General features: G+C 65.0%; 7 protein-coding genes. 3 read left to right on the forward strand and 4 right to left on the reverse strand.

Annotated elements, in window-relative coordinates; genetic code table 11:
- Positions 1-36: 36 nt before the first annotated feature.
- A complete protein-coding gene (locus CCOS865_RS19160; protein ID WP_119143708.1) occupies positions 37-7,164 on the reverse strand; it encodes a retention module-containing protein in 7,128 nt (2,375 codons plus the stop codon).
- Positions 7,165-7,635: 471 nt separating this feature from the next.
- Here CCOS865_RS19160 and CCOS865_RS19165 point away from each other — a divergent pair, with 471 nt between their 5' ends.
- The 3 genes from CCOS865_RS19165 (at position 7,636) to CCOS865_RS19175 (ending at position 12,586) form a co-directional block, all read left to right on the forward strand.
- Positions 7,636-9,009, forward strand: a complete 1,374-nt coding sequence (locus CCOS865_RS19165; RefSeq protein WP_119143710.1) for a TolC family outer membrane protein — start codon at positions 7,636-7,638, stop codon at positions 9,007-9,009.
- A gap of 72 nt (positions 9,010-9,081) precedes the next feature.
- On the forward strand, positions 9,082-11,217 hold the full coding sequence (locus CCOS865_RS19170; RefSeq protein ID WP_119143712.1) for a type I secretion system permease/ATPase: 2,136 nt from the start codon (positions 9,082-9,084) through the stop codon (positions 11,215-11,217).
- 22 nt (positions 11,218-11,239) lie between these two features.
- Positions 11,240-12,586 (forward strand): HlyD family type I secretion periplasmic adaptor subunit, encoded by a 1,347-nt coding sequence (locus CCOS865_RS19175; RefSeq protein WP_119143714.1) that lies wholly within the window; start codon positions 11,240-11,242, stop codon positions 12,584-12,586.
- Between the two features lie 161 nt (positions 12,587-12,747).
- Here CCOS865_RS19175 and CCOS865_RS19180 read toward each other — a convergent pair whose 3' ends face one another.
- From CCOS865_RS19180 to CCOS865_RS19190, 3 genes are all read right to left on the reverse strand, one after another.
- Positions 12,748-13,347, reverse strand: coding sequence for a tRNA-uridine aminocarboxypropyltransferase (locus tag CCOS865_RS19180; RefSeq protein ID WP_119143716.1), 600 nt, complete (start codon positions 13,345-13,347; stop codon positions 12,748-12,750).
- A 79-nt stretch (positions 13,348-13,426) separates the two neighbouring features.
- Positions 13,427-14,992: a methyl-accepting chemotaxis protein gene (locus tag CCOS865_RS19185; protein ID WP_119143718.1), complete on the reverse strand. Its 1,566-nt coding sequence runs from the start codon at positions 14,990-14,992 to the stop codon at positions 13,427-13,429.
- 135 nt (positions 14,993-15,127) lie between these two features.
- A complete protein-coding gene (locus CCOS865_RS19190; protein ID WP_119143720.1) occupies positions 15,128-16,021 on the reverse strand; it encodes a LysR family transcriptional regulator in 894 nt (297 codons plus the stop codon).
- Positions 16,022-16,236 lie beyond the last annotated feature (215 nt).

Genomic DNA, 16,236 nt, shown 5'->3' on the forward strand with positions numbered 1-16,236 from the left:
GGGAGCGGGCTTGCCCCGCGAAGGGGCCAGCACGACCTACACTGTATCCACCTTCAACGATTGATCATTGAGCATGCCGTTGATGATGGTCGCCGTATCATGCCCCGAGGCAATCAACCCGCCCGCTCCCGCCGTCACCCCGTAATGCTGGGCCAGGTCCACCCCGGCCAGGTCGATGGTCTGGGTCGGCGTCGCCCCCGCCACGCTGCTGACCTCGATGGTCGACACTACATTGCCGCCAGACGCCGTGACCTTGAAGTGCAGGTAGTCATCCAGCGACGCCGCCGTGGCGTTCTCGCCCTGCAGCAACTGCGACAGGTCGAGGCGATCACTGCCCGGGGTAAAGTCGGTGACCGTGTCATGGCCACTGTCGCCCTTCTGCCAGACAAACGCGTCGTTGCCACTGCCACCGGTGAGCGTATCGTCACCTAACCCGCCGATCAGGGTGTCGTTGCCGCCAGCGCCGTTGAGCACATCGTTGCCACGCCCACCGGCGAGCAGGTTGTCCGCGTGATCGCCGGTCAGCGTGTCATTGAAGTCCGAACCGATCAGGTTGTCGATGCTGAGCAGCTTGTCGAGGCCTGCGCCGCCGGTGTTCTGCCACCCCGCCTGGCCCAGGTCGACCGTTACCGCAGCCGTCGCCGAGGCATAGCTGGCCGTGTCGATACCGCTGCCACCGTCGAGCAGGTCAGTGCCCAGCCCACCGATCAGCAGGTCGTCGCCCTCGTCGCCATACAGGTTGTCGTTGCCCGCCCCGCCCACCAGCACATCGTGGCCGCCGGCGCCATTCAGCGTGTCGTGGCCAGCGCCCGCCAGCAGCACATCATCGGCAGACGTGCCGTCCAGCGTGCTGCCTGCGTGGTAGGTGATATCCACCGCACCGGTGGCGCTGCCGCCATGGCTGTCACTGAGCGTGTAGCTGCTGTGATGGACCTCGTTTTCGGCATTGGCGTAGTTGATCACCATGCTCAGCTTGTAGTTTTCCGCGGCCCTGGCACTGCCCGCGTCATTCGGCGTGTTGACCAGGTGAATGCTGTACACGCCGTCATGGCTGGCCATGAAGCTGCCGCCGTCGGCAATGCCCTGGTAGCTGCCGCTGGCATCCTTCCACTCCATCATCAGGTTGCCTTCGGCCCGATCATGATTGAGGGTAAGCGTTTCGCCCTTGCGCAGGCTGACGGTGATCACGTCCTGGTCATTGGCGTTGGTGGAGCTGATCTGCCCCAGATAACCCGCGACCAAGAGGGCCGCGCTCAGGGTGCTGGTGTTGGCGACAAAGGCGCTGCGGGCGAGCTCCTTGAACTGGTTGGCCGTATTGCTGACCGCGCTGTTGAAGGTGATCAGCGGCACGCCACTGCCGGCACTGAAGCCCGCGCCCTTGTCGGCAAAGTGGGTATTGAAGCTGGTGGGCGTGGCGCTGAGCGGGTCGTGGTCGGCATCGCTGTCGTTGGCCAGCAAGGCCTCGCTCGGCACAGTGAGGCTGGCGCCGGTGATGTTGGTGATGATGTGATCGGCCCCCGCGACCGGCGCGGTGTTGCCCAGCAGTGTGATCGACAGGCTGGCACTGCGGGTATCGCCGTCGTTGTCGCTGACGGTGAAGCCGATGTTCTCCAGTGCGTTAGCGCTGCTGGCTTTAGGCGGCTGGTAGGTGAACTCGCCGCTGTCCATGTCCACCAGCAAGAGCCCGCCCAGGCTGGTCTTGATGCCGAGGGTATGAGTCGCGGTGTCGAAGGCGCCGTTGTCGACACCACCGGCCACGCTGTAGCCGCCCTGCCCGCCCGCCGCTTTGGGGTCGAAGGTGTAGGTCACGCCATCCACCACCAGCGCCTTGATGAAGCCGCCATCGGCACCGAAGTCGCCGCCGGCCATCAGGCTGCCGCTGATCGGCGCCCCCTGCACGGTACCGCTGAGCACCGCACCGAGCTGGTTGAGGTCGGTGACCACCACCGAAGGGGTGTTGGTTTCGCTGACGCCGTCGTAGGCCAGCGGATTGAGGTTGCCTTCGTTGACCCCCGAGCCCATGCCGATCGCGTAGGACTTGACGTCATTGTCGGTGAGGAATTTTATCCACTGCGTCTCCAGCGCCGGGGTCAGCGCATGGCCGTTGGTGGGTGCCCCGTCGGAGAAGAAGTAGCTGACGTTCTGCGCACCGGCGAGCTTGCCGTCCTTGAGGAAGGCGCTCTCGGCACTGGCGGCGGCCGCATCGTAGTGGGTGGTACCGCCGACCGTGAGGCCAGCGACGATCGCCTTGGCCTGCTCGATCGAGACCCACACGTCCGACTGGATCGAGGCGCCTGTACCAAAGGTGACGATCTGCACCTTGATGTCGCCCATGTCATCGTACTTGTCGAGCAAGGCGCTGATCGCCTCCTTGGCCAAGCCCAACCGGCTCAGGCCATCCACGCCCGACTGCTGGGCCATGCTGCTGGACACGTCGATGACCAGCAGGAGGTTCGAGTCGACCTGGCCGGGCGTGACCGAACGCTGGGCGCTGACCACCTGCGGCACATCGTCGACGATGTTGATGGCGATGGTGCTGGTGGCGGTGTTGCCGAGCGAGTCGGTGGCCTTGTAGGTGAAGTACTCGGTGACCTGGTTGGCCCCGTCGTCGGCACCGCCTGGGGTTTTCGGCGCCGAGGTGAGGGTATAGGTGTAGGACCCGTCGCTGTTGAGCTGGATTTGCCCGTACTGGCCGACGTGATCGCTCACCAGGCTGTAGGACAGTGCGCCATAACCACCACTGGCCGCACCCACCAGCGAGCCCGAGGCGGTTTCGCCGGTCGCGCTCGGCTGGCTACCGGTGACCGTGGCAGGGGCCAGGTCGTTGCCGTCCTTGATCAGGTCCAGCGCATTTTCATGGACGGTGACGTCGCGGTCCTGGCCCGCGATCATCTGGCTGTCCTGGATGTGGATGGTGACGGTCGTGGTGCTTTCATCGCCGTCCGCATCGCGGATGGTGTAAACGAAGGTGTCGGTGGCCCCGGCCGGCGTGACGCTGTCGGGGTAGGACTGATAGACACCGTTGCCCTCGGCATCAAGGGTGATGTAGCCGAACTGGCCCTCCACGACCACCCCCAGGTGGCCCAGCGCAGGGGTCGAGGTGTCGTTGCCGGCGCGCACGCCAACCACGTACTTGCCATCGCTGATGACATCGGCGCCGACCACGTCATTCCACAGCAGGTTGCCGATCACCTGGCAGCCTTCGAGCACCGTCGCTGAATCGCAATGGGCCTTGGGCACGTCATCGACGATGCTGATGACGATGGTGCTGGTGGTGGTATTGCCGAGCGAGTCGGTCGCCTGGTAGGTAAAGCTCTCGTTGGTGACGTTGGGCCCGTCGTTCTGGTGAGCCGGTGAATTGGGCGCAGCGGTGAGGGTGTAGGTGTAGGTGCCATCGCTGTTGACATGGATCTGGCCGTACTGGCCGACGGGGTCGCTCACCAGGCTGTAGGTCAGCGCGCCGTAGCCACCCGTGACCGAGCCGACCAGGGTGCCCGAGGCGGTTTCAGCGGTAGACCCCGGTTGGCTGCCGACCACGGTTCCGGGCGCCAGGTCGTTGATGTCCTGGGTCAGGTCCAAGGCCTTTTCATGGACCTCGACGTCGCGGTCCTCGACCGCTACCAACTGGCTGTCCTGGACATGGATGGTGACCGTCGTGGTGCTTTCATCGCCGTCCGCATCACGGATGGTGTAGACGAAGATGTCGGTCGCGCCGGCGGGAGTCACGCTGTTGGGGTAGGACTGGTAGGTGCCGTTGCCCTCGGCGTCGAGGATCACGTAACCGTACTTGCCCTCGACGACCATGCCCACCTGGCCCAGCGCGGGGCTCGAGGTATCGTCGCCGGCACGCACGCCGACCACGTACTTGCCATCGCTGATGACATCGGCGCCGACCACGTCATTCCACAGCAGGTTGCCGATCACCTGGCAGCCTTCGAGCACCGTCGCGGAATCGCAGTGGGCCTTGGGCACGTCGTCGACAATGCTGATGACGATGGTGCTGGTGGTGCTGTTGCCGAGCGAGTCGGTCGCCAGGTAGGTAAAGGTTTCACTGGTGATGTTGGGCCCGTCGTTCTGCTGCACCGGTGAATTCGGCGCGGAGGTCAGGGTGTAGGTGTAGGAGCCATCGGCGTTCACCTGGATCTGGCCATACTGGCCGACGGCATTGCCCACCAGGCTGTAGGTCAAGGCACCTACCCCGCCCGTCACCGCGCCGACCAGCGTGCCGCTGGCGGTTTCGCCGGTCGATCCTGGCTGGCTGCCGACCACGCTGCCCGGCGCCAGGTCATTGCCATCCTGGTTGAGGTCCAGGGCCTTTTCAAAGACCTTGATGTCGCGGTCTTCACTGGCCAGCAACCCGCTGTCATTGACGCGGATGGTGACGGTGGTGGTGCTCTGGTCGCCGTCCGCATCGCGGATGGTGTAGACAAAGGTGTCGGTCGCGCCGGCCGGGGCGACGCTGTTGGCATTGGCGTGGTAGACGCCGTTGCCCTCGGCGTCGAGGACGATGTAACCGTACGCACCCTGCACCTTCACCCCGAGCTGGCCGAGCGCGGGGGCCGAGGTATTGTCGCCAGCACGCACGCCTACCACATACTTGCCATCGCTCAAGGTGTCGGCACCGATCACGTCATTGCCCAGCAGGTTGCCGCTGACCTGGCCACCCTCGGTCACGTTGGCAAAGTCGCAATGGGCCTTGGGGATGTCGTCGACGATATTCACGTCGAGGCTGCCGGTGGCGGTGCTGCCATCGCTGTCCTGGGCGGTGACGGTAAAGCTTTCCTGCAGCGTGTTGGTGCCGTCGGCGTTGGCGTGGGTTTCATTGTCGAGCAGGGTGTAGCTGTAGCTCACCACGCCGGTGCTCGGGTTGTAGCCGGTGATGGTCAGGGTGTTGCCCAGCGGCGTGGTCACCGACTGCGGAAAGCCGAGCGGCGTGCCGCCACTGACCACGGTGATGCCAGCGATGGTCAGGGTCTGCAGGCCATCCGGGGCGGTCACGGTGAAGGTACCGCTTGGGCTCAGGGCGTTGTCATTGGGCGCGCTGCCATCGATCAGGTTTTTCTCGTAGACGGTCAGCTCGCCGCCACTGGTCTCCAACCCGCCCAGGGTCACCGGGTCGTTGAGGTTGCTGATATTCAAGGTCAGGGTCGCGCTGCTGGTGTCGCCGTCGGCGTCCTTGATCGTGTAGGTGAAGTGTTCAACACCGTTGCCGCCGCCTTTCAACCCGGTGAAGTCCGGGTCGGCAGGGTTGAGGGTGTAGGTGTAAGTGCCATTGGCCGCCAGCACCAAGGTGCCGTAGGTGCCGACGAACGTGCCGGCGATCACCGGCCCGCCGGTCACGCGGTCGGCGCCCTGCTGGTCGTTGGTGAGGACGTTGCCGGTGAGTTCGACATGCTGCTCGGTCGCCGTGACCGGGTTGCTGTCGTGCTCGGCCTTGGGCACATCATCGACGATGTTCACATCGAGGCTGCCCGAGGTGCTGCTGCCGTCGCTGTCCTGGGCGGTGACCGTGAAGCTCTCGTGCAGGCTGTTGGTGCCGTCTGCGTTGGTGTGGGTTTCATTGTCGACCAAGGTGTAGCTGTAGCTCACCACCCCGGTGGCGGGGTTGTAGCCGGTGATGGTCAGGGTATTGCCCAGTGGCGTGGTGACCGACTGGCCGACCCCGGTCACCACACCGCCAGTGATGACGTTGATCCCGCCGACACTCAGGCTTTGCAGGCCATCAGGCGCAGATACGCTGAACGTGCCGCCCTGGGTCAGGGCACCTGCGTTCGGTGCGCTGCCATCGTTCAGGTTTTTTTCGTAGACGGTCAGCTCGCCGCCATTGGTCTCGAGCCCGCCCAGGGTCACCGGGTCGTTGAGGTTGCTGATGTTCAGGGTCAGGGTCGCGCTGCTGGTGTCGCCGTCGGCGTCCCTGATCGTGTAGGTGAAGTTTTCGACGCCATTGCCGCCCCCTTTCAGCCCAGTGAAGTCCGGGTCAGCAGGGTTGAGGGTGTAGGTGTAAGTGCCATTGGCCGCCAGCACCAGGGTGCCGTAGGTGCCGACAAAGGTACCGGCGATCACCGGCCCGCCGGTCACGCGGTCAGCGCCCTGCTGGTCGTTGCTGAGGACGTTGCCGGTCAGTTCGACATGCTGTTCGGTCGCCGTGACCGGGTTGCTGTCATCCACCGCCTTGGGTACGTCATCGCGGATGATCACATCCAGGCTGCCGCTGGCCACGTCACCGTCGGCATCGCTGACCAGTACGGGCAAATGCTCGCCGAGGGTATTGGCGCCCTCGCCCGCGGCATGCTGCTCGGCACCGGTGAGGGTGTAGCTGTAACTCACTACGCCGGTAGCGGGGTTGTAGCCGGTGATGGTCAGGGTATTGCCCAGTGGCGTGACAACCGACTGCCCGACGCCGGTGACCACGCCAGCGGTGACCACGTTGATGCCGCCCACGCTGAGATTGAACACGCCATCCGGCGCGACCACGGTGAACGACCCTTGCTGGGTGAGGGCCGCCGGATTGCTGTTCGATCCCTGGGCCAGGTTGGCCTCGTCCATCGACAACTCGCCAGGGCTGAGATCGAGCCCTCGCAGGCTGACGGGATTGTCCGGCTGGCCGGCTGGTGGCGTTGGCGCTGGCGGTAGCAGCAGGTCGTTGCTGTTATCGATATCCAGGTCGCCCACATAAAGGTTGGCCAGCTCCGGGATGCCATTGAAGCCGGCCGTCGGGAAGCCGATCTGCGGGTCGACCCGCGCGGCCACCTCATCGAGCATGACGAAACTGTGGCCGCCGCCCAACGCGCCGGGCGACCCTGCCGCGTTCGGCCCGGCCGCCGTCGCCTCGCCCTCCTCGCTGGGGTCGGCACCGGCGGCGATGGCCTGCTGCAGGCGCTCGACATCCGCCAGTTGCGCATCGCTTGGCGGTGCATCGTGGCTGTGCACAGCGGGGGCGCGGTTGGCCAACAGCTCCGAGGTCATCTCCAGGCTGCTGTCGCGGCCCAGGGTCAGCTCGGCGCCATTGTTCAAGCGCACCGCGACGGCACCGGCACTGCCGGTCTCCAGCTGTTCGCCGGCAAACAGCCGGTCACCTTCGACCAGCAGGCGACGGCTGCCGTCGTTGTCCACCGCAAACACCTGACCGACAACCTTGCTGACCACCCCGATAAATTTAGCCATGCGCGTAAGCCTCCCATGCCGATCGGACTTCGCAGCTGAAATGCCGGGGTCTACTGCGACGCGGGAGGCAGGATCGTGCTGTGCTGACCCTGAGTAAAAGCGCTCCGGCGTGATACCAAGGTGATAGCCATGATGGAACGTGGCCACTGCTAAGCGACAATTTTCTGTCGCCAAATTCCGCCTTGGTCTCCCTTTCCAGCCCCTTTAGCTGCAAAAATTCTGGAACCTTTGCCGATGGCCCAAATCTGCTGACTGCAGCTCGGTTTGCGGGCCCCGTGAGTAGAACAATGTCGCGGATTCCTTAGACCTCATAAGTTTTTTTTCGCATAGGTGTTATGAAAAAAACTTCTAAGCTCGCGCGTTAAATGTTCTTAGCTCTGTTGTTACAAACATGAAACGGTTTGACTCTAATTTTTCGTCATTTTTTTGGCGATCGCAGCACCCATTTTGAGACCAGGGAGATGTACCCCAATGCGCGTTCTTACCCCCATCACCAGTGCAATCCTGTTGGCCATGGCGTGCGCCAACGTTCAGGCGATGTCGATCACCGAAGCGGTCCAGAACGCCGTGGACCATCACCCGGAAATCAGCTCCTACCGCAACAGTCGGTTGTCTGCCGATGAAGACGTGAAGTTCGCGCGCGGCGGCTACTACCCGTCTGTCGACCTGGTGGCCGGCTATGGTCGGCAACGCTCCGACAACCTCAATACCCGCGGCCTGAATGCCGACGGCACGCGCAATCACAACAAAGAGACGATGAACTACACACAGTCGGAGCTGCGCCTGCGGCAGATGATCTTCGACGGCTTCAACACCGCCAACGAGGTCGGCCGTACCGAGGCCGTGGCCAACTCCCGCGCCTACTACGCCCAGGCGGTCGCCCAGGACGTCGCCCTACGCACCATCGAGGTCTACCTCGAAGTGCTCAAGCGCCGCGAGCTGGTCACCCTGGCCAAGAACAACCTGCAGGCCCACCTGCGCGTCAACGACCAGATCGGCCTGCGCACCGAGCGTGGCGTCGGCAGCACCGCCGACCTCGATCAGTCGCGCGCACGCCGGGCCCTGGCGGAAAACAACATGGACACCGCCGAAGTCGACCTGGCCGATGCCGAGGCCAACTTCTACAGCGTGGTCGGGCGCCTGCCGGACGAGCTGGAGACGCCCTCGACGATCAAGGTAGAAATGCCCGGCACGATTGACGATGCCCGCCGCGGCATGCAGGAAAACAACCCCTACCTGCGCTCTGCCCAGGCCGACGTGAATGCCGCCGAGCAGCAGTACGAGGTGGCCAAGTCGCCGTTCTACCCACGCCTGGACGCCGTGTTGGCCACCGGCGCCAACAACAACCTGGGCGGTGAACGCGGGCACAGCAACAACGACTGGCAGGCCGGCGTTGAGCTCAACTACAACCTGTTCCGTGGCGGCAGCGACAAGGCCCGCCTGCAGTCCGACGCGCACAAGATCAACCAGGCGCTGGACATCCGCAACAACGCCCTGCGCGAGCTGAACGAAAACCTCAGCCTGTCGTGGAACGCCATGACCAACGCGCGCAAGCAGACGCCAACCGCCCGTGAGTACGCCGAAACCACCCAGCGCGTGCGCGCCGCCTACCAGGACCAGTTCGGCCTCGGCCAGCGCACCCTGCTCGACGTGCTCGACAGTGAGAACGAGCTGTACAACGCCAACCGTCGCTACACCGAAGTGCGCTACACCGAGGAGTACTCGATGTACCGCGTGCTGGCGACCATGGGCGAGCTGTTGGCCAAGCAGCGGATTTCGTTGCCGCCAGAAGCCATCGCCAAGAGTGAAGTACGCAGCGAAGCCAGGTTGCCCGAAATGCGCTGAGGCTGAACGCAGCGCCGTTCGGCCCCAGCCGGGATTTCTCCACCGCGGTAGGAGCAGGCCATCGTGACCAGTATGCAAAGTGCCCAGCCGCGGCTGGACGTTGACGATCCGTTGCTCGATGGCCTGTTGATCCTGTGCAAGCTGCATGGCTGCCCTGCCAGCCGCGCCAGCCTGTGCAGCGGGTTGCCCCTGGCGACCCAGCGGCTTGGCCCGGAACTGCTGCCCCGCGCGGCGGCCCGTGCCGGCCTGCAGGCGCGGGTGCTGAAGCGCGAGCTGGCGGCGATCTCGGCGCTCAACCTGCCGGTCCTGCTGCTGCTCGGCGACGGCCGCAGCGCCGTGCTGCAACGCTGGGGCGAAGACGGCCGGGCATTGATCCTGCCGTGCGAAGCCGAAGGCGGCGAGCAATGGGTCGAGCGTGAAGCGCTGGAGCAGGCGTACTCCGGCCAGGCCCTGTTTGCCCGCCCGCGGCATACCCTGGAGAACCTGCGCACGCCGTTGATGCCTCGGGTCGATGCCTGGTTCCGCGACACCTTGCGCCATTCTCGCTGGCTGTACAGCGATGCCCTGCTGGCCAGCCTGCTGATCAACCTGCTCGGCTTGATGGTGCCGCTGTTCGTCATGCAGACCTACGACCGAGTGGTGCCCAACCAGGCATTGTCGACCCTCTGGGTGCTGGTCGCCGGGCTGTTCATCGGCACCGCCTTCGAGCTGGTGCTGCGCATGGTCCGCGCGCACCTGCTGGACCAGGCCGGGAAGAAGACCGACCTGATTCTTTCCGCGACCCTGTTCGAGCGCATCACCGGCATGTCGATGAAGGCCCGTCCGGCCACCATCGGCGGCTTTGCGCAGAGCATCCATGACTTCCAGGGGCTGCGCGAATTCCTCACTGCGGTGACCCTGACCAGCATCATCGACCTGCCGTTCGTGGCGCTGATGCTGGTGGTGATCGGCCTGCTCGGCGGCTGGCTGGTGGTGATCCCGCTGGTGGCCTTCCCGGTCGCGGTGGGCTTTGCCCTGCTGATCCAGATCCGCCTGCGCGACACCGTGGAAAAAAGCCTGAGCCTCGGCGCGGTGCGCCAGGCGCTGCTGATCGAGACCCTCGGCGGGCTGGAAACGCTCAAGGCCTGCGGCGCCGAAAGCGAACGCCAATACCACTGGGAGCACACCAACGGCGCCATCGCCCGGCTCGATGCGCACGCGCGCAACCTGTCCTCGCTGGCGACCAACGGTACCTTGTTCATCCAGCAGTTCTGCGGCATGGCAACCATCGTCGCCGGGGTCTACAGCATCATTGCCGGCAACCTCAGCGTCGGCGCCCTGGTCGCTACCTACATGCTCGGCAGCCGCGTGCTGGCGCCTCTGGGGCAGATCGCCGGGCTGATCACCCGCTACCAGCAAGCCCAGCTGACCATGCGCAGCACCGACGCGCTGATGGCCCTGCCTCAGGAGCGCCAGCCCGACCAGCAAGCCCTCGAGCACACCACGCTCAAGGGCGGCCTGGCGGTCAGCCACGTGACCTTCCGCTACCCCGGGCAGAACGCCGCCGCCCTCAACGACGTCAACCTGAGCCTGCAGCCCGGCGAGCGCATTGGTATCGTCGGCCGCAGCGGCTCGGGCAAAAGCACCCTCGGCCGGCTGCTGATGGGCTTCTATAACCCGGACGAAGGCCAGGTGCTGCTGGACAACCTCGACCTTCGCCAGCTGGACATCGCCGACCTGCGCAGCCAGATCGGCTACGTCGCTCACGACCTGCCGCTGCTGGCCGGCAGCCTGCGCGACAACCTGACCCTGGGCGCTCGCCATGTCAGTGATGCGCGCATGCTCGAAGTCGCCGAGCTGACCGGCGTCACCGAACTGGCCCGGCAACACCCGCAAGGCTTCGACCGGCCGGTCGGTGAACGCGGCCAACTGCTGTCCGGCGGCCAGCGCCAGGCGGTGCTGCTGGCGCGGGCGCTGTTACTGGAGCCGGCGATCCTGATCCTCGACGAGCCCACCAGCCACATGGACAACAGCAGCGAGGAGCAGCTGCGCCAGCGCCTGCTCGAGTGGGTGCCGGGCAAGACCGTGCTGCTGGTCACCCACCGCACCGCGATGCTCAGCCTGGTGGACCGGCTGCTGGTGCTGGACAACGGCAAGATCGTCGCCGACGGGCCGAAGGATGCGGTCATCGACGCCCTGCGCAAGGGCCGCATCGGCGCGGCCCTGTAGACGTCCTTCGAGGAGTAGGCCCATGCCTTTCATGCGCAGTTATTTCCAGGGTGCCGGCAAGACCGCCGAGCGCGATTACATGCCCGAGCTGGCCGGCGCCACGCTGCAGGAGTCGCCGCGCCTGTCGCGCCTGACGGTGTGGCTGGCCGCTGCGCTGCTGCTGGCGGCACTGGCCTGGGCCAGCCTGGCGGTGCTCGACGAGGTCACCGTCGGCGAAGGCAAGGCCATCCCGTCGAGCAAGATCCAGGTGGTGCAGAACCTCGAGGGCGGCATCGTCACCGAAATTTTCGTCCGCGAGGGCCAGATGGTCGACAAGGGCGCGACCCTGCTACGCCTGGACGACACGCGGTTCTTGTCCAACAAGGGCGAAAGCGAGGCTGATCGCTATGCTTTGACCGCTCAGGTCGAGCGCCTGGCGGCGGAAGCCGAGGGCCGGCCGTTCCAGCTGTCCGACGAGATTCGCGCCAAGTCGCCGCAAGTGGCCGAGGATGAGACCGCGCTCTACCAATCCCGTCAGCGGCGCCTGGCCAGCGAGAAACAGACGCTCAACGAGCAGCTGCGGCAGAAGACCCAGGAGCTCGCCGAGTTTCGCTCCAAGGTCGAGCAGTACCGCTCTGCCCTGGGCTTGTTGCAGCAGGAGCTGAACATGTCCACGCCGCTGGTCGGCACCGGGGCGATCTCGCCGGTGGAGATCCTGCGCCTGAAGCAGCGCACGGTCGAAGCGCGCGGCCAACTCAACGCCACCAGCCTGGCGATCCCCCGGGCCGATGCGGCCGTGGCGGAAATCAAGAGCAAGATCCAGGAGTCGGATGCGGCGTTTCGTTCCGAGGCGGCCAAGGAGCTCAACGACAAGCGCACCGAGCTGTCGAAGATCGCCGCGACCAGCATCGCCATCGACGACCGGGTCAACCGCACCACGGTGGTGTCGCCGGTGCGCGGCATCGTCAAGCTGCTCAAGGTCAACACCATTGGCGGCGTGGTGCAGCCGGGCAGTGACCTGGTGGAGATCGTGCCGATCGAGGACAACCTGCTGATCGAGGCCAAGGTGCGCCCGCAGGATGTGGCATTTCTGCACCCGGGGCAGACCGCCATGGTCAAGTTCAGCGCCTACGACTACACCATTTATGGCGGGCTCAAGGCCAAGCTGGAGCTGATTGGCGCGGACACGGTGACGGATGACAAGGGCAATGCGTTCTACCTGATCCAGGTGCGCACCGACAGGAATCACCTGGGTGGGGACAACAAGCCGTTGTTGATCATTCCGGGGATGGTGGCGACGGTGGACATCATTACCGGGCAGAAGAGCGTGCTCGATTACCTGCTCAAACCGGTGCTCAAGGCACGCACCGAGGCCCTGCGCGAGCGCTGAGCAGACTCACGCTCTTGTGCTGTCTGTGCCGGCCCTTTCGCGGGGCAAGTCGCATCGGCGCACCGCCGCTCCCACAGGATTTGTGCTGGACACAGAATTCGGGCATTGCAGAGAACCTGTGGGAGCGGGCTTGCCCCGCGAAAGGGCCGGCACAGCAAACCTCAATGTCCGCCATGATTACGTTCGAAGGTCTCGCGCCCCATGGCCTTGATCTGCCCTTCGATCAGCGCCTCGAACGGTCGCAACAAGGCATCGAAGCACACCGGTGCCTCCAGCGCATTCAAGCTCTGCACCACCGCCTCTATGGTCGACAGCGCACCCGGCTCGGGCGCCTTGCGCAGCCGGTAACGTGAGGCGGTCACCTGCCCCAGCGTGACCCGCGGCAAGGCTGCCAGCAGAGGGTTCAGGTACAGCAGCTTGCGCGCCTTGCGCCAGGTCCCATCGGGTACCACCAGCAACAGCGGTCGCGCGTCGGTTTCGCCATAGGCCGTCAGCGCCTGCGCCTCATCGCCGGGAAACAGCAGCACCGGCCGATAGCCCGGGGTCGCCAGCCATTGCTCGAGGTCGGCAAACACCTCGCCCACACGCAACTCACCGTTGACCAGGCCGAGTGCGGCCAAGCGGGCGGTGTTCAAGGCATGCGCAGTCTCACTCGGGTGCTGCAGCAACAGCACACGGGTACGGCTTTCTAGGCGGGGGATCAGCGGGCAAAGGCAATGCTCTTGCGCACGCGTGCAGCGTTCGCAGCGGGGTCTGGACATCGGGTTCTCCTGGCTGCGGCAAGTGTGCCATAGCCACCCGAGAAAAAGCCCACTTCCCTGTGGGAGAGACGATTACGCGCTAACGGTTGAAACGCTCGGCAAGGCTGTGCAGGTACTCGGCCATGCGCTCGAGGTCCTGGCTGATCTCGGCGCCCTGCTTGGCCTGCCCCGCGCTCTGGTCGCAGAGGTGGGCAATACGGGTGATCTGCTGGTTGATGTCTTCGGCGACATGGCTCTGCTGTTCAGAGGCGGTCGCCATCTGCTGGCTCATGCCGGTGATCCGGCTGACCGCCTGGGCAATCCCCGACAGCGCTTCGCGCACCGCCTCGACACTGTGCACGCTGTCACGCGAGATCTGCTCGCCGCGGTTGGCGGTGGACACCGCGCGCTCGGCGCCGGCGCGCAGGGTGGCGATGATGTGGTGGATCTCGTCGGTGGAGGCCCGTGTGCGCTGCGCCAGTGAACGCACTTCATCGGCCACAACGGCAAACCCACGGCCCTGCTCGCCAGCGCGCGCCGCCTCGATCGCGGCGTTGAGCGCGAGCAGGTTGGTCTGCTCGGCGATCGAGGTGATCACATCGACCACGCTGCCGATCGACTGGGTCTGCTCGGCCAGGGCATGCACCGCCTGGCCGATGTCATTGACCGCTTCACTCATGCTGCCCATGGCCTGCAGGCTTTGCTGGGCCAGCGAGGTGCCCTGCTGGGCGAGCTGGTCGGCGTCGCTGGCGGCATGCGCGGTGCTCTGCACGTTGTGGGTGACTTGCTGGATGGTCGCCGCCATCTGCGCAATGGCCGTGGCCGACTGATCGGTCTCGCTGCGCTGGCGGTCGAGCATCAGTGCCTGGGCGTCGGACAGTTCCGCCGACTGCGCCGCCCGCGACTTGACCCCGACTCCGGCGTCCACCAGCCGTGTCAGCGCGGTCTGCAAGCGCGCCTCCTCACTGATGATGGCCAGGTCGAGCTGCCCGCGCAGGCCAGGGTTGTCGCTGTAGGTCAGCGCCACCAGCGGGCTGGTGAAGGCCTTGGGGTGTTCGTCGAGGGTGCGCTGGATCGCCCGGCTGTGCCGATTTTCGACCAAGTACCAGGCGCCCAGCAAGCTGGCCATCAGCACCCCCAGCGCGGCATACGGCGGCAGCCACAGGTAGCCGGCAGCCGACACCAGGCCCGCGCCGATCAGCGGCCAGCCGTGGCCAAGCACATGGGTGGCGCGCGCCGCCCAGGACACCGCCGAGCGCCCACCGCGCAGGCGCGCATACAGCGCCTCGGCGCGGCGGATCTGCTCGCGGCTGGGCACCGAGCGCACCGACTCGTAGCCGCTGATCCGGCCGTTTTCATACACCGCCGTGACATAGGCGCTGACCCAATAGTAGTCACCGTTCTTGGAGCGATTCTTGACCACCCCCATCCACGGCTTGCCCTGCTTGATGGTGTCCCACATGTGCCCGAATACCGACGGCGGCATGTCGGGGTGGCGCACCAGGTTGTGCGTCTGCCCGACCAGTTCGTCGTAGGTAAAGCCGCTGATCGCCACGAACGCATCATTGCAATAGGTGATGCGGCTGTTGAGGTCGGTGGTGGAGATCAGCCGCTGATCGCTGGAGAACGTTCTTTCGTGCTCGGTGACGGGCAAATTCATGCGCATCGGGGCAGTCCCTGCTTGGATTGACGGGAAATTCCATCACAGCAAGTAGATGTTTAGCAGAGTGCCCGCCGATCAGCGGTCAAGTTTTGTAGGAAATTTACCCGTCCTGACAGAATGCGCTCAACGGCATGTGTGTCAGCCGACGTTGAGCTGGCTTTTAAGCAGGTCACGGAAGGTCTGGATCAACGGTTCGCGGCTGCGACCCCGGCGGATGATCAATGAGAATGGCGCCTGATAGCCGAACGTGGCCGGTGAAAGCACCCGCAGGTCGCCTTTGTCGACCCAGGCCTTGGCGTAGTGCTCGGGCAAGTAACCGATGTAGGCGCCGGAGAGAATCAGGATCAACTGCGCCTCCATGCTTTCGACCGTCGCCGCGCTGTGCTTGAAGCCGTGCCGAGCCAGCTCGGCCTGGCTCCAGTAACCGCGCCCGACCATGCGCTGCTGGGTGACCACCGGCTCAGGGATGCGTCGCTCGCTGAACAACGGATGCCGGCTGCTGCAGTACAGCCAGTGCTGTTCGCGGTACAGCGGCTGGTAGACCAGGCCGCTCATGCGCGACGAGAACGCGCCGATGGCCAGGTCCAGGCGATTGTCCTGCACCCCCAGCTGCAGCTCGTAGGGGCTGGACACCGACAGGTGCAGGTGCACCGCCGGATGCTCCTGGCTGTAGGCACCGATCGCCTCGGCCAGCGGCAGCGCCCGATCACCGACCGTGGAGTCGATCACGCCCAGGTTGAGGGTGCCGCGCAGTTCGCCCTTGAGCGCGGCGGCGTACTGCTCGAAGCCGTCCATTTCCGCCAGCAGGCGCAAGGTCTCCTGGTGGAACAGCTCGCCCTTGCTGGTCAGGCTGAAGCCGCCGCGCCCGCGGTGGCAGAGGACGATGCCCAGCGCGCTTTCCAGCTGGCTCATGTAAGTGCTGATGGCCGACGTCGACAGGTTCAGATCGCGCTGGGCGTTGGCGAAGCCCTGATGGCGCGCCACGCTGACAAAGATGCGCAGCAGTTTCAGGTCGGGCAGTGAAGAGGCCATGGCACAACGGGTCCGCTAGGTGGGCAATGGGCAAAGTCTAACCCGAGCGAGGCAATTAGTTCAGAAAATCCTGAAGTAAGTATTTGCCGGTAGCGATTCTTTCCAGGCACTACCTTGCGCAGACTGGCCGAAATGTCCCTGCCCGCCGGCACTCCAGTCCTGCAAGGCGTGCGTGGCACAGGTTCGAACAAACAAAACAATCGACCGACTGATGA

This window comes from Pseudomonas reidholzensis (assembly GCF_900536025.1).
GTDB lineage: Bacteria > Pseudomonadota > Gammaproteobacteria > Pseudomonadales > Pseudomonadaceae > Aquipseudomonas > Aquipseudomonas reidholzensis.

Bases quoted from the DNA above. Each gene is read 5' to 3' on its own strand.
- CCOS865_RS19160 (WP_119143708.1), bottom strand. From the start codon at position 7,164: ATGGCTAAATTTATCGGGGTGGTCAGCAAGGTTGTCGGTCAGGTGTTT.
- CCOS865_RS19165 (WP_119143710.1), top strand. From the start codon at position 7,636: ATGCGCGTTCTTACCCCCATCACCAGTGCAATCCTGTTGGCCATGGCG.
- CCOS865_RS19170 (WP_119143712.1), top strand. From the start codon at position 9,082: ATGCAAAGTGCCCAGCCGCGGCTGGACGTTGACGATCCGTTGCTCGAT.
- CCOS865_RS19175 (WP_119143714.1), top strand. From the start codon at position 11,240: ATGCCTTTCATGCGCAGTTATTTCCAGGGTGCCGGCAAGACCGCCGAG.
- CCOS865_RS19180 (WP_119143716.1), bottom strand. From the start codon at position 13,347: ATGTCCAGACCCCGCTGCGAACGCTGCACGCGTGCGCAAGAGCATTGC.
- CCOS865_RS19185 (WP_119143718.1), bottom strand. From the start codon at position 14,992: ATGCGCATGAATTTGCCCGTCACCGAGCACGAAAGAACGTTCTCCAGC.
- CCOS865_RS19190 (WP_119143720.1), bottom strand. From the start codon at position 16,021: ATGGCCTCTTCACTGCCCGACCTGAAACTGCTGCGCATCTTTGTCAGC.